Source organism: Candidatus Nanopelagicales bacterium (assembly GCA_037045355.1).
In the GTDB taxonomy this organism is placed as follows: Bacteria; Actinomycetota; Actinomycetes; order S36-B12.
In genome coordinates this window covers 126,124-142,185 of record JBAOHO010000029.1, presented here as the reverse complement: position 1 = coordinate 142,185, position 16,062 = coordinate 126,124, and the positions used below count along the sequence as shown (strand labels likewise).

The following is a 16,062-nucleotide window of genomic DNA, read 5'->3' as shown; positions in this document are numbered from 1 at the left end:
CACCGAGACTCGGGTACCTGCGGGAGCAGGAGACCCGGGTACCCGCGGGAGTAGGAGACCCGGGTACCCGCGGGAGTAGGAGACCCGGGTACCCGCGGGAGTAGGAGACCCGGGTACCCGCGGGAGTAGGAGAGAAGTCCCGGCGGGCAGGCGGTTCGGGGAGGCTCAGGAGCGAGGGCGTTCCCGGGTCACGAGCGCAACAGCGGCGGTGACCACTCCCAGGATTCCCACCGCCGCCGCAACTGTCAGAAGCATCGCCGACCAGGGGGCGGTCAAGGCGGACGTCACGCTGCGGCTGAGCGCCGGGTAGTCCGAGCCCGTAGCGGAAGCAGCCCCGGCGAGTCCCATGACGAAACCGGCGCCGGCCAGACAAGCGGCGCACCACAGGAGGACTCCCGCTGACCAGCCCCAGCGGGGCCGCGCGGCCAGCGCCGAGAGGAATCCTGCGGCCAAGGCGGCGATGAGCAGCCCCCAGCGCATCTCGGCCAGTTGCCCGGTCGCCTGCAGGATCTGTTCCAGCGGAACCCCGGTCGTGATGGACACGGTGGTGTCACGGCCGAGGAAGTCGAGGACCCCGCTGAGGTTGCCCGCCAGAGAATCCCCGAGCAACGGCGACAGCAGCGGTTCGACCGCCACAACAATGACAGATCCCGAGACCTGCACCTGAGCGTCGCCTGCTCCTGTCGGCTCGGCGGCCAAGCCTTCGTAGAGCAGTGCAGACCATGACGACCAAGCAGTACGGAACTCCGGTGACGTGACAGCGGCGGCGAGTTGGTCGGCGGCTGCCTGTGCCCCGGACCGGGCCAATCCACCCAGCGGCCCCGCACTTGCAGCCAATCGGTCAGCCGCCGCCAGCGTTTCGGTTCGCACCACGGACTGGAGTTCGGCGATGACCTGAGGGTCGTCGAGGGCTTGATCCATCCGAACTACGAAGTCGGCCGAGTCGGCCAACGAGCGGTCGACGGCGAAGCCGAGGCACGCGGCGGTGGCCAGGAGTCCGGCCAGCACGACCCCCAAGGCCCTGAGCACGATCATCGGGGCACATACTCCGAAACGGTGTCGGCGACTTCTTCCACGGTGATCCGCCGGCCGGTGACTTCGCTCAGCGACGTCACGGTGGCATCGTCGATTCCGCACGGCACGATGCGCTCCGCCCAGGAGAGGTCACAGTCACAGTTGATGGCGAAGCCATGCATCGTGACTCCACGCGCAACTCGCACCCCGATGGCAGCCACCTTGGCCGGGCCGTCGACCCAGACTCCGGAACGGCCCTCGACCCGGAAGCCCACGACCCCGAAGTGTCTGCACACCGTCATGATGAGGTCCTCGAGGAATCGAACGTAGGCCACGACATCCATGCGGTGAGGAAGACGCACGATCGGGTAACCGACGAGTTGTCCCGGTCCGTGCCAGGTGATCCGACCCCCGCGGTCGACGTCGAGGACGGGCGAACCGTCCCAGGGCCGATCCTGAGGCTGGGTGCGCGACCCCGCTGTGTAGACAGCTTCGTGTTCCAACAGCAGTAAGGTGTCGGGCCGATGTCCCTCACATACCTCGGCATGGATTCGCCGCTGTAACTGCCAGGCCTCTTCGTAGGGGATGGGTCGAGAGCCGAGATCGACCCGCTGGATGACCAGACTCCCCACCACGAGGTCAGGCGGCCAATTCAGCTGCGAGAGCCTGTGGCAGGGTCGGGTGATTCCATGTGAAGCCGGCAGCCGTCAGCCGGCGAGGTTCCACACCCTGGCTCATGGTGATTTCGCTGGCGAACTCGCCAAGGGCCGTGCGAAGTGCGAAGGACGGGACAGGCAACGCCGCCGGCCGGTGCAAAGCCGCGCCCAGATCATGCACTGCTTCGCTATTGGTCACAGGATGAGGTGCCACCAGATTGAACGGTCCGTCAAGTTCGTTGTCGATCAGGAAACGGAGGGCACGGATCTCGTCAGTCAGGGAGATGAAGGACCACCACTGACGCCCGGACCCCAGCCGACCGCCGATCCCAGCCTTGAAGATGGGGACCATCTTGCCGAATGCCCCGCCGGAGCGGGACACCACCAAACCGGTTCGGGCGAATGCCACCCGCAAGCCCGCGTCGATCGCCGCCGCGGTGGCCGACTCCCAGCGGACCACGACATCGGCGAGGAAGGTACTGCCCGGCAGGGCGGACTCATCGACGATCGCGGTCCCCGTGTCGCCGTAGTAGCCGATTGCCGAACCGCTGATCAGGGCCACCCGCCGCGGCAAGCCGGCCAGTGCCTTCGCGAGTGTCTCCGTTCCCGCGACGCGGGAACTCAGGATCTCGTCTTTGTAGGAGGCGGTCCAGCGGCGATCACCCACTCCCGCCCCAGCCAGGTGGACGACTGCGGTCAGTCCCGCCGATTCCAGGGCGGCGGTGTCGATCGACCGGCCCTCGGGGTCCCAGCTGATCTCGTCGGGGGTGCGTGCAGGTCGCCGTACGAAACGGCGCACCGCAATGCCGTCGGCGCGCAAGGATTCCGCCAGTCCAGTGCCGATGGTTCCGCTCGCACCCGTGATTCCCACGGTCATGAGGTGATCCTCCGATCGGACGTCATGAGGCGCCGCCCACTGTCATAGTCCGAGTTCGCCCTCGAAGGAGCCTTCCTCGAGGCGATGTTTGACGCTGGACAGGAACCGGGCGGCATCCGCCCCGTCAACGATGCGATGGTCGTACGTCAAGGCCAGGTAGACCATGGATCGCACCGCGATGACGTCCGACCCGTCAGCACCGGCTACCACGACGGGACGTTTGACGACGGTCCCGGTTCCGAGGATGGCAACCTGTGGCTGATTGATGATCGGCGTATCGAACAAGGCCCCCCTGCTGCCCGTATTGGTCAACGTGAATGTCCCGCCAGACAGTTCGTCCGGTGTGACGGCACTCGTCCGGGTCCGCTCGGCGAGATCAGCGATCCGCCGAGCCAAACCGGCGATGTTGAGCTCCCCGGCATCCCGGATGACAGGGACCAGCAGGCCGCGTTCGGTATCGACTGCGACGCCGAGATGCTCAGAGCCGTGGTACGTGACGGTCCCGGCGGCCATGTCGATGCTGGCGTTCACGGTGGGGTGGGTCTTGAGGGCCTCCACGACAGCCTTGGCGAAGAAGGGCAGGAACGACAGTTTCACGCCCTCACGGGACTCGAACTGTCCCTTCACCGATTCGCGCAACTGCGCGATCCGAGTGACGTCGGCCTCGATCACAGTGGTCAACTGCGCGGACACTTGAAGCGACTCGACCATACGTTCCGCGATGACCCGACGCAGCCGGGTCATCTTCTCCGTGGTTCCCCGCAGCGAACTGATCGGCTGGTGGGCGACCACGGTTGCAGGGCGGTGTTGCGCTTCGGTGGACTGAACCGCCGTCATCACATCCTGGCGCCGGATCCGCCCACCGACTCCGGTGCCGGAAACCGTGGCCAGGTCGACTCCATGGTCAGCGGCGAGCTTGCGGACAAGTGGGGTCACATAAGCACCAGGCGGCTCGGCGGTCGGCGACTCCGCCGCGGGTGAGGGTGGCGCTGATGGCGGTGCCTGTGGAGAGGTGGTTGGCGCCGCCATCACGTCAGTGCTCGTGGTGGCCGTGTGGCTCGGGCACGGCGGGAGGCTCGGGCACGGCGGGAGGCTCGGGCACGGCGGGAGGCTCGGGCACGGCGGGTGTGACCGGAGGGGCGGCGACCGGGGGAGCAGCGGGGGGTGGCGCAGGGCTGGCGGCCTGGGGCACGGGCGCTGCGGGTGGCCACGACCGCGGAGGCTCCGGCAGGTCGGGCGATTCGGCCGGGGCAGGGGAGGGTGGTTGTGTGGCAGCGGCACCGGGGGTGCCGACAACTGCCAGAACCCCACCGACCTCGACGACCCCATCCGTGTCCACGACGATCTGCAGCACAGTGCCGGCCACCGGGGAGGGGATCTCAGTATCGACCTTGTCGGTGGATATCTCCAGCAGGGGTTCGTCCACGCCCACTTCGTCACCGACGGCTTTGAGCCAGCGAGTGACGGTCCCCTCGGTGACCGACTCACCCAACTCGGGAAGCCTGACCTCCGTGCCCGACGCGGCGGGGGCCGATGTGGCCTGCGCGGGCGCTGCCATTGTGGGCGACAGATCTGCCGGGGGGGCTGGGGGGGCCGGGGGGGCTGGGGGGGCCTGGGGAGCGGGGGGAGCCGGAGGCGCGGAAGGCGGGGGCATGGCCGGGGGGCCGGTCGGAGGAGGAGCAGCAACTGGTGGGGCCGGTGGGGTGGCAGCAGCCGGTGGAGGCTGAGGGGTGCCGGACTGGCCGCCGGACGGTGCCGACCCTCCGGACTCGACTGGCTCGACCGACTCGCCAATAGTGGCCAGAACGCCACCGACTTCGACGATGTCGTCCTCGTTCGCGGTGATCGCGACCAGGAATCCCGACGCCGGGGCTGGGATCTCCGTATCGACTTTGTCCGTGGAAACCTCGAGCAGGGGCTCGTCTGCCTGGACCTGATCACCGACCCGCTTCAGCCAGCGCGTGACAGTCCCTTCAGTCACGCTCTCGCCCAACTGCGGCATTACGACCGTTGTCGCCACGGTGCCCCTCTTTCGTCGTTCGAAACCATCTTGGCGCCTTGCCCCCCTGATGTCAGCATCTGACCCGGAACCGCGTGCATCTGGTCCGGAACCAGGGGCATCTGCCCGTACGGGACCGGGTCTGGTCCCTACCGCTCACGGGCAGCCCCGGCTACTCGGGAATCGAGTTCCTGATTCACACATTGGGCGTCCGGCAATCACGAGTGAGCATGAAGGGGTTTGCCGGCCAGGGCCAAGTGCGCCTCGCCCATCGCTTCGTTCTGGGTCGGATGGGCGTGAATCAGCGACGCGACATCGCTGGGCAGCGCCTCCCAGTTGTAGATCAACTGGGCCTCGCCGATCTGTTCCCCCATGCGGCTTCCCACCATGTGGATGCCGATCACCGGACCGTCGGAGCGCTGCACGAGCTTGATGAATCCCGTGGTGGCCAGGATCTGGCTCTTGCCGTTACCGCCCAGGTTGTACTCGTAGGTGACGACCCCGTCCGCTCCGTACTGCTCCTCAGCCTGCGCCTGGGTCAGCCCCACGGATGCGACCTCGGGCTCGCAGTACGTGACCCGGGGGATCCCCATCTCATCGATCGGCTGGGGCGCGAGACCTGCGAGATGTTCGGCCAGGAAAATCCCCTGGGCGAAGCCGCGGTGCGCGAGTTGAAGTCCGGGCACGATGTCCCCGACCGCGTAGACCCCGGGGACCGACGTCTGGAGGTGGTCGTCCACCGTCACCCAGCCCCGATCCATGGCGATGCCTTGGTCCTCATACCCCAAGGAGGCCGTATTGGGGCCCCGTCCGACAGCGACCAGCAGCAGGTCGGCCGAGAGGGTGGTGCCGTCCTCGAGCGTGATCGTCACCGAGGTGTCGTCCTGACTGGCAGCCGCGAACCGCACCCCGGTCAGGGATTTGATCTTGCGCTTGCGAAACGCACGCTCGAGGGCCTTGGAGCATGCGGCGTCTTCGGCGGGTACCAGTCGGGGGAGCGCCTCGACGATGGTCACCTCACTGCCGAACGAGCGCCAGACGCTGGCGAACTCCACTCCGATGACGCCTCCCCCCAGGACGATCACCGAGCGGGGGATCCAGTCGAGTTCGAGGGCCTGGTCGCTGGTCATGATGCGGCCACCGATATCGAGCCCGGGCAAGGATCGCGGGACGGATCCGGTCGCCAGCACCACTGAGCGGCCGACGTAAGACTCACCTGCGACCGTCACCGCATTGGGAGCGGTCAGCCTGCCTTCGCCGGTGACGTACGTGATGTCCCGGCTCTTGACCAAGCCCTTGAGGCCCTTGTAGAGCCGATTGACCACGGAATCCTTGTACTTGTTCACGGCTGGGAGATCCACACCGACCAGATCGGCACGGACCCCGAAGTCGCCGGCGTCTCGTGCGGTGTCCGCCACCTCGGCGGCATGGAGCAGCGCTTTGGTCGGGATGCAGCCGCGATGCAGGCAGGTCCCTCCGAGTTTGTCCTTCTCGATGAGGGCGACGGACAGGCCGAGTTGGGACGCGCGCAGGGCGCAGGCGTAACCGCCGCTGCCGCCCCCGAGAATCACGATGTCGAACTGCTTGGCCACTGTTCCTCCAGTCATCGCCGGTGTTGCGGGGTCGCATCTTGCAGGTAGCGGACGAGGGTACGGACCCCGAAACCGGTACCTCCCTTGGGCGTGTAGTCGTGTTCGCTGCCCTCGTTGAAGGCGGGACCCGCGATGTCCAGATGCACCCAGGGGATGTCAGTCGGAACGAACTCGGACAGGAAGATCCCGGCCGTGAGCATGCCGCCGTTGCGGTCGCCGATGTTCGCGATATCGGCCACGGAGGAGTTGAGCGATGCGCGCTGCTCGGCCGGAAGTGGCATCGGCCACATCATTTCGCCGGCGGCTTCGGCGGCCGTCACGACATCCGTTCGCATCGATTCATCGTTACCCATGGCGCCCGCCATCCGCGATCCGAGTGCGATCAACTGAGCTCCGGTGAGGGTCGCGATGTCGATGATGCGGTCCGGCTTCTCCGTCGAAGCCTCGACGAGCGCATCGGCCAAGACCAACCGACCCTCGGCGTCTGTGTTGAGTACCTCGACAGTCGTTCCGCCGCGGATCGTGATCACGTCACCTGGTCGCTGGGCTGTACCGCTCGGCATGTTCTCCGCCAGCGCCAGCCACCCCGTCAGGGCGATGTCCAACCCGAGTTCTGCGACAGCCTTGAGGGTGCCGACAACTGCCGCGGCGCCCCCCATGTCGGCTTTCATCCACTCCATGGATTTCGCCGGCTTGATGGACAGGCCCCCGGAGTCGAACGTGATCCCTTTACCCACCAGTGCAATGTGAGTGCGCGCCCGCTCGGGCCGATAGGTGAGCCGAACCAGGCGTGGACCGCGGGCCGAGCCCTGACCGACCGCCGTGAGGCCTCCGAACCGCCCCTTCTTGAGAGCTTTGTCGTCCCACACCTTCACCGTCACGGAGGTGTCTGCGAAGGCGTCGCCCGCGGCGCGCGCGAGGTCGGCGGGACCGAGGTCATTGGGGGCCGTATTGACGAGGTCGCGGGTCAGGGCCACGGCGTCCGCAACGACACCAGAAGCAGTGACAGCCCGGCGCTGGTCCCGCGTGGCCGGCGAGCCGGTGACCACACTTACGCGTGAGATCGTCGTCGCGGCGCGGTAGCGGGTGAATCGGTAGGCGCCCAGCAGAGCACCCTCCGCGCTCGCGGCCACGATCTTTGGCGCGTCACTGGGCGGGACTATGGCCAGGGATCGGCAATCGGTCAGTTCACGCACGGCACCACCGAATGCACGCCGCACAGACTCCAGATCGTGAGGGTCAGCCGTTCGCGTCAGGATGACGGTTCCCTGCCGCTGGATCAGAGCGCCGGGGAGTCGGTGGTTGTCGTCACCGCCGAGAGCGCGGGCCGCATCTGATAGAGCCCGGCGAGGTGCCGGCGGCAAGGCTGACGCTGGGGCCAGGACGCGGCCATCGGGCCCGATCAGCAGGACAACTGTCTCGGCGCGCACAGTGATGGCTGTGGTTGCAGCGAGCCTGGCAACGGGCACGAAAGTCTCCGGGCGTTCGACAAGGTGGACTCGTGAACCCTATCGCTCGTGGCGTAGCGTCGGGTCATGCCCAGCGACTCGGAACTGCGAACAACGCCTATGCACGCCTGGCATGTCGCCTCCGGCGCCAAGATGGGGGATTTCGCGGGCTGGTCAATGCCGCTGGAGTATCCGTCCGGGACTGTCACCGAGCACCGCGCCGTCAGGTCGGGGTGCGGCATCTTCGATGTCTCGCACATGGGGAACCTCTCGATCAACGGGGAGGCCGCTGCGGAAGCGGCCAATACCGTGCTGACCAATGACCTTGCCCGCCTGCAGGATGGGGACGTTCAGTACACCCTTCTGTGTGATGAGAGCGGCGGTGTCATCGACGACATGCTCATCACCCGGGAATCCGTCGATCGTTCGCTCGTCGTGCCCAACGCCGCGAACACCGCGGCAGTCCTTCAAGTTCTTCGAGGAGCCCTGGGGGACAGCGTTGCAGACCACAGTGAGTCGACCGCCATCGTGGCGGTGCAGGGCCCTCGGTCAGCAGCTGTCCTGACGAGCCTGGGACTGCCCACGGACTTGGAGTACATGACTGCGCGGGCCGGCGAGCATGAAGGACATCCCGTACTCGTCTCACGCACGGGCTATACCGGCGAACTCGGCTTTGAGGTGATTCTCGCCAGCGAGGGCGCTCCCTCCCTGTGGGAGCACCTTGCGGAAGTCCCCGAAGTGACACCCTGTGGTCTGGGCGCCCGGGACACGCTTCGAACCGAAATGGGCTACGCGCTGCACGGACATGAGATCTCGGCGGACATCAGTCCGGTTGCCGCCATGCTCGGCTGGGCCGTGGGATGGGACAAACCCGAGTTCCCGGGTCGTGAGGCTCTCGTGGCGGAGCGAGCGGATCCGGGCGGCCGACGTCTGCGTGGGCTGCTCATGACCGGTCGTGGTGTCCCGCGCCCGGGAATGACGGTGATGGACGACGCCGGAACCATCGGGGTCACGACCTCGGGGACCTTTTCGCCGTCCTTGGGTCAGGGCATCGCCCTCGCGCTGCTGGATCGCGAGGTGCAGCCGGGAGACGAGGTCTCGGTGGACATCAGGGGCCGCGCCGTCGGTGCGACGGTCGTCAAGCCACCTTTCGTGCAGTCCTCTCCCAAGTGACGTACTCGCCAAGGTGATCACGCGCCCCTGCGACGCAGGCTCTCGGCGTGGCATGCGCGCCCATTCAGACCTGGAGATCGGTCGCCTCGTCCTTGGCCCCTCGATGCTCCAGCCGATGGGCCACGGCATCGACCCCCAGTACCAGCAGAAATCCCACGAGACCGAGTCCGATGGTGATCGGAACCTCCCCATCGGGTACTCCGAGGGCCACACTCTCGGCCCCGTTCGGCCACGGCCAGAGCACCCGGATCGATCCCAGCATGAGGCCGATCAGGATCGCCATGACGGTGTTGTAGTGGTGGGTCAACGCCCAGTGCAGTAGTTGGCTGAACAAGGCCAGACCCACCACGCACCCCAGCATGAACACAGAGAGAACGACGAAGTCGCGGTCGCTCACCGCGGCAAGCACCGCCGAGTAGATCCCCATGACGACCAAGAGGAACGATCCGCTGATCCCCGGCAGGATCATCGCGCAGATGGCGATCGCCCCTGAGATGAAGAAGATCCACAAGGGGACTTCGCCGGCGCTGCCATCGTCGGAGGAGTTCGAGGTGAACCCCAATGCCACGAAGAATGCGGCCCCGGCGCCCAAGATCAGCGCCCACTCGGTGAGATCGCGGCGGGTCAGCAGACTCGTCGCGACCACGGTGGACCCTGCCACGAGACCCAGAAACAGCCCAGACATCTGGATCGGGTGTGTCTGCAGTTGGTCCTCGAGGGCGCCCGCCAGCAGGACGATCGCGGTCAGGACGCCCAGGATCAGGGGAATGATCAGCACCCAGTCGACCTGACGGAGCCGGGCCGCCGTGCCCTGCAGATCCATCCGGAACAGGAGGCCAAGCGCCGAGGACCCGTTGCGGATACTGGAGACAAGTCGCTGGTAGATGGCCAGCACCAGCGCGACTGTGCCGCCGGAAACCCCCGGGACGACGTCGGCGCTGCCCATGGCCATACCGCGCAGGAAGTGCCAGGGCGCCTCGCGAAGCCGAGATCTGGGCAAGGGCGACTCGGTCACCGGCACTGAACCATCGTTTCCGGTGCTCTGCGACATCGACGCTCCTTGGGGTCGGACAGATAGCGGTCAGGTTCGGACAGGGGGTCAGGTTCGCAGGGACAACTGTCAGGTGCTCTCAAATATAGGGTTTGCAATACCGGAATCTGGATACTGATATTACTGTCTGGGCAATCGCTCGGGCGGACTCGGGCTTCGGCTCGGGGCCCTCAGCTTGGGTGGTAGGAGTGTGGAGAAAGGGGACCCGATGGGTTTGTCGAAGTGGGCCAAGCAGGCGCGGGAGTTGGCCAGTCAACATTCCGGAACGATCAACTCCGGCATCGACCGGGCCGCCAACGCTGCCAAGAGTCATCAGCCAAACAAGAGCAGTTCTATCGACAGGGCGGCGCAGTACGCGAAGAAGGCCGTGAACAAGCCCTAGCGTGATCGCGGGGCCGCCTTCGTCAGGGGTTGGGAGCCAAGAGGGCGGACAGGCGGGCCGCTGCGTCGAGCAGTGGTTTCCGGTGCCGCTCGGCGGCATCCTTGCCGAGTCGTTCAATCGGTCCCGACAACGACAATGCCGCGAGGACGCGTCCGGAAGCACCGCGAACAGGCGCGGACAATGACGCAACACCGAGTTCCCGCTCGGCCATGCTGTGCGCATAACCGCGCCGACGTACTGCGGCGAGGGTCCGCGCCGAGAAGGCCGCGTCGGCGGGCACATGCGGATCGATATCCCAGGCGGTCAGGATCTGCGCAGCGGAGCCCGCCGTCATCGTGAGCACGGCCCCAACGGGCACGGTGTCGCGCAGTCCCTGCTCCAGGTCGGCCCCTGCGACGCAGATCCGTGAGTCACCTCGCCGGCGGTACAACTGCGTGCTCTCTCGGGTGGCGTCACGCAGGTCGACAAGTATCGGGCGCGCCACAACGGACATGCGATCCGCCATCCCTGCGCCGGCCAGGTCTGCGAGTCGAGGGCCGAGGCTGAAGCGGCCATCGGCGTCTCGGGACACCAGCCCATGCACTTCCAAGGCGACAGCCAGCCGGTGTGCGGTAGGGCGGGGAATACCCGTTGCCGTGGTGAGATCAGCCAAGGTGAGTGGCCCGACCTCGAGGGCGTCGAGAATCGTGACGGCTTTGTCGATGACACCGACACTGCTACTCTCTTTCACACAGTGAGACTATCATCTCACCATGTAAGACAGATCAGCGTGTCTCATTGCATCGACACCCGGAAGGTCGTCAGGTCCTCAGGACCTGAGAGACCGTGACACGCACAGAGCGCGACAGAGGAGAGTCGGATGGCTGGAACCATGGCCGAGAAGGTCTGGGATGCGCATGTGGTGCGCCGATCCGAGGGGGAGCCGGACCTGCTGTATATCGACCTGCATCTGATTCACGAAGTAACCAGTCCGCAGGCCTTCGATGGACTGCGGCAGTCGGGCCGCTCCGTGCGGCGCCCCGACCTGACTCTGGCGACAGAGGATCACAACGTCCCCACTACTGACATCGACAAGCCGATCGCCGATCCGGTGAGTCGAGCGCAAGTCGAGGCTCTGCGAACGAACTGCGCGGAGTTCGATGTGCCGTTGTACCCGCTGGGCGACGTGGAACAGGGCATCGTCCATGTCGTCGGCCCCCAGTTGGGCTTGACTCAGCCCGGAATGACCGTGGTCTGCGGTGATTCGCATACGTCGACTCACGGTGCCTTCGGAGCCCTGGCTTTCGGGATCGGAACGAGCGAGGTGGAGCACGTCCTGGCCACGCAGACGCTGCCGCTGAAGCCGTTCCGCACCATGGCGGTGACCGTTGACGGAGAACTCCCGTCCGGGGTCACGGCGAAGGACATCATCTTGGCGGTGATCGCCGAGATCGGTACCGGTGGCGGACAGGGCCATGTGATCGAATACCGCGGCTCCACCATCGAGTCCTTGTCGATGGAGGCCCGCATGACCATCTGCAACATGTCGATCGAGGCCGGTGCGCGGGCGGGGATGATCGCCCCTGATTCGGTCACGTTCGACTACCTCGAAGGTCGAGAACGTGCCCCCCACGGGTCGCAGTGGGACGAAGCGGTGGCGTACTGGCGCAGCCTGCGCAGTGAGCCAGATGCGGTCTTCGACAAGGAGGTCGTCCTGGATGCTGCGACGCTGAGCCCCTTCGTGACCTGGGGGACCAATCCAGGGCAAGGATTGCCCCTGTCCGCGTCCGTCCCCGATCCGCAGGACTTCGCCGACCCAGTGGCGCGAGCTGCAGCCCAGCGGGCGCTGGACTACATGGCGCTGACGCCAGGAACTCCGCTGCGGGAGGTCGCCGTCGACACCGTCTTCGTGGGGTCGTGCACCAACGGCCGCATCGAGGACCTTCGGGCTGCAGCGGAAATTCTGCGCGGCCGAACCGTGGCCGATGGAGTTCGTATGCTCGTCGTCCCCGGCTCAGTAAGGGTGCGGTTGCAGGCCGAGGCCGAGGGTTTGGGAGAGGTCTTCACTGCCGCTGGGGCTGAGTGGCGAGAAGCCGGCTGCTCGATGTGTCTGGCGATGAATCCCGACAAGTTGACCCCCGGGGAACGCGCGGCATCGACGTCGAACCGCAACTTCGAGGGTCGCCAGGGTCCCGGGGGTCGAACCCACCTGGTGTCGCCGCAGGTGGCCGCCGCCACTGCAGTGGTGGGGACACTCGCAGCGCCATCCGACCTGGCTCCCACCCGCTGAGCGGCGTCCCACCCGCTGAGAGGCTCCCACCCACTGAGAGGAAAGACATGGAACAGTTCACAGTGCACGAGGGCACAGCCGCTCCACTTCGTCGCAGCAACGTCGACACCGATCAGATAATTCCGGCCGAGTACCTGAAGCGCATCACGCGGACCGGGTTCGAAGACGGATTGTTCGCCGCGTGGCGCCGGGATGACGATTTCGTGCTGAACCAGCCACATCATGCGGACGTTTCGGTGCTCATCGCGGGACCGGATTTCGGCACCGGTTCGTCGCGGGAACACGCGGTGTGGGCCTTGCAGGACTACGGCTTCAAGGTGGTGATCTCGTCACGTTTCGCTGACATCTTCCGCAGCAACGCGGGCAAGAATGGCTTGCTGCCGGCCCTGGTCGATCAGTCCACGGTGGAGCGGTTGTGGGAATTGGTCGAAGCGCGCCCTGAGACACCGATCACGGTCGATCTGGAGAATCAACTGCTCCGTGTCGGAGACCTCGAAGCACGGTTCGATGTCGACCCTGCCGTGAAGTGGCGCTTGCTCAACGGACTGGACGACATTGCGATCACGTTGGAGCACGAGGCGGATATCGACGTCTTCGAGGAGAGGCGACCGGGCTTCCTCCCCACGACCCGCACCCGGAGTTGACCCGGACTCTTCGCCTGACCGGGGACCGTTACGCGCCCGGCATCGGTTGTTGGTGTGTGCGTCGGATAGGTGGCCTCAGGAAATGGCGAACTGACGAGGGTTTGGTTTCATCGAGGCCGGGGTACCCCCGCGGACAAGTGCGGCGGGGCGTTCCCGGTTCCGGCGCCCTCATGGGGCTAACGTGTCCCACGAACGGATCGTGTTACCGCGAACCGCTCGACATGCCCACAACGAAAGGGATTCCCAGTGAACAGGGCTGAGTTGATTGACAACATTGCCGAGCGGCTTGAACAAAGCCGCAAGGAGGCCGCCGAGACTCTGGATGCCGTGGTCGATGAGATCAAGAAGGCCGTGCTGGACGATCACCGGCTGAACATCTCCGGACTTGGGATCTGGAAGGTGTCCGATCGTGGTGCCCGGACCGCACGCAATCCGCGTACCGGTGAGGCGATCAAGCTGAAGGCCACCAAGATCGTCAAGTTCACGCCTGCCTCCGACTTCAAGGCGATGGTGGCCGGCGCGCGCAAGGCAACCAAGACAACCGCGAAGAAGGCCACCGCGAAGAAGGCTCCGGCCAAGAAGGCTCCGGCAGCGAAGAAGGCTCCGGCGGCCAAGAAGGCGCCGGCCAAGAAGGCTCCGGCAGCGAAGAAGGCTCCGGCGGCCAAGAAGACGACCGCGAAGAAGGCCCCGGCAGCCAAGAAGACGACCGCGAAGAAGACGACCGCCAAGAAGACGACCGCGAAGAAGACGACCGCCAAGAAGACAACCGCCAAGCGGTAGTTCCTGGCTCAAGAAGAGGGATCCATCATGACGATGGGTCCCTCTTCGCGTGTCAGTAGCCCGGAGTCTTCGAGCGCCCTGGAGGTGTTCGGGCCAAGACCCAGGCTGCGGGCTCGGCTGAGGTCCGCCACGTCATCGACGTCGCAACGGACCCGACTCCATGCAACTGAATCGAGTTCCACGCTCCCCGCGGTTCGGTGGGATCTACGGGAATGCGGCCCAAACGACGGTGACATCTCACCGGCTCGCGAGACGAGTACGGCGGTCCCTGTCCCTGCGGCGTCGGGGACAACAACCGACGAGTGGGTTGCGAGCAGCTCACCGGCGACGCGGAGCAACCGGCGGATGTCATCAGCTGTGACGCACGGCAAGTCACCCAGGATGATCGCCACCGGGTCAGTGCTGGGAAGTGCGGCGACCACCTTGCGCAATGCGCCGTTCAAATCGGGACCTTCATCCGGACAAAGGCGCACAGAAGGCGGGACTTCCTCCGCCCAGGATGCGTCACCCACCACGGCGATGTCGTGATTGGGCGCACCGGCAACGCAAGCTGCGACGACGTCTCGGGCGAAAGCCCGCACCAGATTCCGGCGGATGCTCGGCTGGGCCGTGAGCCGCGTCTTGGCCTCCGTCAGTGGTTTCAGGGGAACCACCAGATGCCAGCGCCAGGATGTGTCCGTCATGAGGATCCCTCGTCGGTGCCGCGTCGCCGCGACACCGGCATGCTACGCGGCAAGGATGTGTGCCGGAGGTTCGACGTGCGTCCGTTCCCGGCCGACCAGTCACTGGGTCCGTGGTATCGCCTTGCCGCGGTGCTGTTGTGGCCGACGATGATGTCCGCCACTCGCCGGAATTGGAGCGGCGAACACAATCTGGGTAGGCCGGGCCAAGGTGTCGTGATTGCCGCCAACCACATGTCCTGGATCGATCCCCTGGTCATCGCCCACTTCATGAACGACAACGATCGAGCGCCTCGTTTCCTGAGCAAAGACTCAGTGTTCGAGTTGCCGGTGGCTGGTCGCATCATCAGCGGCGCCGGGCAGATTCCGGTCTATCGCGAGACGGACAATGCGGGCGAGGCCGTGCGGGCGGCGGTGGCTGCTGTCAACGCGGGTGAGGCCGTGGTGGTCTATCCCGAAGGAACGCTGACCCGTGATCCGGACTTGTGGCCGATGACTGGGAAGACCGGGGCGGCGCGCATCGCCTTGCTCAGCGACAAGCCGGTCATCCCCTTGGCTCATTGGGGGGTTCAGCACGTGATGCGCCCTTACACCAAGGAACTGAATCTCTTTCCGCCCAAGCTCATCAAGGTGGCGGCCGGACCGCCAGTGGACTTGTCCGATCTCATGCATCGGGAGATCACCGCCGAAGTGCTCACTGAGGCGACCAGTCGAATAGTCGACGCAATCACCGAACTTCTTGCAACACTACGCAATGAGTCGCCCCCCGATGATCGGTGGAATGCCAGGTCGGGACGGCGGGAACCAGTGCGGCATCCTTTGCCGCTGACACGGAAAGAGGCAGACCTCATGGCAGCAGCGCGTAAGTCCCCGGCCCGCAAGACCGCGGCCAAGAAGGCGCCCGCAAAGAAGGCGCCTGCGAAGAAGGCCGCGGCGAAGCGGGCGTCTACGCCGAAGCCCGCTGCCAAGAAGGCCCCCGTGAAGAAGGCTCCCGTGAAGAAGGCCCCCGCGAAGAAGGCCTCTGTTCGGAAGGCTCCGGCCAAGAAGGCTCCGACCGCCAAGAAGACGACCGCCAAGAAGACGACCGCCAAGAAGACGACCGCCAAGAAGACGACCGCCAAGAAGACGACTGCCAAGAAGTCGACTGCCAAGAAGTCGACTGCCAAGAAGACGACTGCGAAGAAGGCAGCCGTGAAGCGGGCCCCAGTGAAGAAGGCCTCTGTTCGGAAGGCTCCGGCCAAGAAGGCTCCGGCAGCCAAGAAGACGACCGCCCAGAAGACGCCGGCCCAGAGGGCGACCGTGAAGAAGACGGCACCTGCCAAGAAGGCTGGCGCCAAGAGGACCGCTGCCAAGCGCACAGCCGTCAAGAAGACGCCCGCTAAGAAGACAGCCGCGAAGAAGACAGCCGCGAAGAAGGCGCCCGCGAAGAAGAGGACCGCCACAAGGAGCGTGGCGAAGCGCACTGCCAAGCGGACAGCCCGCTGACTGACACGACGA

The 16,062-nt window shown here is 65.9% G+C and carries 16 protein-coding genes; 6 read left to right on the top strand and 10 right to left on the bottom strand.

The window, feature by feature from the left end; all coding sequences use genetic code 11:
* Nucleotides 1-165: 165 nt before the first annotated feature.
* The 7 genes from V9E98_15820 to V9E98_15790 form a co-directional block, all read right to left on the bottom strand.
* Nucleotides 166-1,035, bottom strand: coding sequence for a hypothetical protein (locus V9E98_15820; GenBank protein ID MEI2718431.1), 870 nt, complete (start codon nt 1,033-1,035; stop codon nt 166-168).
* Nucleotides 1,032-1,649 (bottom strand): lipoyl(octanoyl) transferase LipB, encoded by a 618-nt coding sequence (gene lipB, locus V9E98_15815; GenBank protein ID MEI2718430.1) that lies wholly within the window; start codon nt 1,647-1,649, stop codon nt 1,032-1,034. The genes V9E98_15820 and lipB overlap by 4 nt, the downstream gene beginning before the upstream one ends.
* A gap of 4 nt (nt 1,650-1,653) precedes the next feature.
* Nucleotides 1,654-2,547, bottom strand: a complete 894-nt coding sequence (locus V9E98_15810; GenBank protein ID MEI2718429.1) for a TIGR01777 family oxidoreductase — start codon at nt 2,545-2,547, stop codon at nt 1,654-1,656.
* Nucleotides 2,548-2,589: 42 nt separating this feature from the next.
* Complete coding sequence (gene sucB / locus V9E98_15805; protein ID MEI2718428.1) at nt 2,590-3,576, bottom strand: 2-oxoglutarate dehydrogenase, E2 component, dihydrolipoamide succinyltransferase; 987 nt, start codon at nt 3,574-3,576, stop codon at nt 2,590-2,592.
* A 4-nt stretch (nt 3,577-3,580) separates the two neighbouring features.
* Entirely contained in the window at nt 3,581-4,567 is a 987-nt protein-coding gene (locus V9E98_15800) for a biotin/lipoyl-containing protein (protein ID MEI2718427.1), read from the bottom strand.
* A gap of 197 nt (nt 4,568-4,764) precedes the next feature.
* Nucleotides 4,765-6,138, bottom strand: coding sequence for a dihydrolipoyl dehydrogenase (lpdA, locus tag V9E98_15795; protein MEI2718426.1), 1,374 nt, complete (start codon nt 6,136-6,138; stop codon nt 4,765-4,767).
* Between the two features lie 11 nt (nt 6,139-6,149).
* On the bottom strand, nt 6,150-7,607 hold the full coding sequence (locus V9E98_15790; protein ID MEI2718425.1) for a leucyl aminopeptidase: 1,458 nt from the start codon (nt 7,605-7,607) through the stop codon (nt 6,150-6,152).
* Nucleotides 7,608-7,673: 66 nt separating this feature from the next.
* Between V9E98_15790 and gcvT the strand changes: the two genes are divergently transcribed.
* A complete protein-coding gene (gcvT, locus tag V9E98_15785; GenBank protein MEI2718424.1) occupies nt 7,674-8,759 on the top strand; it encodes a glycine cleavage system aminomethyltransferase GcvT in 1,086 nt (361 codons plus the stop codon).
* 64 nt (nt 8,760-8,823) lie between these two features.
* Here gcvT and V9E98_15780 read toward each other — a convergent pair whose 3' ends face one another.
* Nucleotides 8,824-9,810 carry a DUF368 domain-containing protein gene (locus tag V9E98_15780; protein ID MEI2718423.1) on the bottom strand — a complete coding sequence of 329 codons (987 nt, stop codon included), beginning with the start codon at nt 9,808-9,810 and terminating at the stop codon, nt 8,824-8,826.
* Nucleotides 9,811-10,018: 208 nt separating this feature from the next.
* Here V9E98_15780 and V9E98_15775 point away from each other — a divergent pair, with 208 nt between their 5' ends.
* Nucleotides 10,019-10,192, top strand: a complete 174-nt coding sequence (locus V9E98_15775) for an antitoxin (protein MEI2718422.1) — start codon at nt 10,019-10,021, stop codon at nt 10,190-10,192.
* A 22-nt stretch (nt 10,193-10,214) separates the two neighbouring features.
* Here V9E98_15775 and V9E98_15770 read toward each other — a convergent pair whose 3' ends face one another.
* Nucleotides 10,215-10,922 (bottom strand): IclR family transcriptional regulator, encoded by a 708-nt coding sequence (locus V9E98_15770; GenBank protein MEI2718421.1) that lies wholly within the window; start codon nt 10,920-10,922, stop codon nt 10,215-10,217.
* A gap of 129 nt (nt 10,923-11,051) precedes the next feature.
* Between V9E98_15770 and leuC the strand changes: the two genes are divergently transcribed.
* The 3 genes from leuC (at nt 11,052) to V9E98_15755 (ending at nt 13,885) form a co-directional block, all read left to right on the top strand.
* On the top strand, nt 11,052-12,461 hold the full coding sequence (gene leuC / locus V9E98_15765) for a 3-isopropylmalate dehydratase large subunit (GenBank protein MEI2718420.1): 1,410 nt from the start codon (nt 11,052-11,054) through the stop codon (nt 12,459-12,461).
* Nucleotides 12,462-12,508: 47 nt separating this feature from the next.
* Nucleotides 12,509-13,105 (top strand): 3-isopropylmalate dehydratase small subunit, encoded by a 597-nt coding sequence (leuD, locus tag V9E98_15760; protein MEI2718419.1) that lies wholly within the window; start codon nt 12,509-12,511, stop codon nt 13,103-13,105.
* Nucleotides 13,106-13,351: 246 nt separating this feature from the next.
* Complete coding sequence (locus V9E98_15755; protein MEI2718418.1) at nt 13,352-13,885, top strand: HU family DNA-binding protein; 534 nt, start codon at nt 13,352-13,354, stop codon at nt 13,883-13,885.
* A gap of 8 nt (nt 13,886-13,893) precedes the next feature.
* On the opposite strand, the gene cofC is transcribed toward V9E98_15755, so the two are convergent.
* Nucleotides 13,894-14,568, bottom strand: coding sequence for a 2-phospho-L-lactate guanylyltransferase (cofC, locus tag V9E98_15750; protein ID MEI2718417.1), 675 nt, complete (start codon nt 14,566-14,568; stop codon nt 13,894-13,896).
* A 75-nt stretch (nt 14,569-14,643) separates the two neighbouring features.
* On the opposite strand from cofC, the gene V9E98_15745 reads away from it, so the two are divergent.
* On the top strand, nt 14,644-16,050 hold the full coding sequence (locus V9E98_15745; GenBank protein ID MEI2718416.1) for a lysophospholipid acyltransferase family protein: 1,407 nt from the start codon (nt 14,644-14,646) through the stop codon (nt 16,048-16,050).
* Nucleotides 16,051-16,062: the final 12 nt, after the last annotated feature.

Bases quoted from the DNA above. Each gene is read 5' to 3' on its own strand.
- V9E98_15820 (MEI2718431.1), bottom strand. From the start codon at position 1,035: ATGATCGTGCTCAGGGCCTTGGGGGTCGTGCTGGCCGGACTCCTGGCC.
- V9E98_15810 (MEI2718429.1), bottom strand. From the start codon at position 2,547: ATGACCGTGGGAATCACGGGTGCGAGCGGAACCATCGGCACTGGACTG.
- sucB (MEI2718428.1), bottom strand. From the start codon at position 3,576: ATGGCGGCGCCAACCACCTCTCCACAGGCACCGCCATCAGCGCCACCC.
- gcvT (MEI2718424.1), top strand. From the start codon at position 7,674: ATGCCCAGCGACTCGGAACTGCGAACAACGCCTATGCACGCCTGGCAT.
- V9E98_15780 (MEI2718423.1), bottom strand. From the start codon at position 9,810: ATGTCGCAGAGCACCGGAAACGATGGTTCAGTGCCGGTGACCGAGTCG.
- V9E98_15775 (MEI2718422.1), top strand. From the start codon at position 10,019: ATGGGTTTGTCGAAGTGGGCCAAGCAGGCGCGGGAGTTGGCCAGTCAA.
- leuC (MEI2718420.1), top strand. From the start codon at position 11,052: ATGGCTGGAACCATGGCCGAGAAGGTCTGGGATGCGCATGTGGTGCGC.
- leuD (MEI2718419.1), top strand. From the start codon at position 12,509: ATGGAACAGTTCACAGTGCACGAGGGCACAGCCGCTCCACTTCGTCGC.
- cofC (MEI2718417.1), bottom strand. From the start codon at position 14,568: ATGACGGACACATCCTGGCGCTGGCATCTGGTGGTTCCCCTGAAACCA.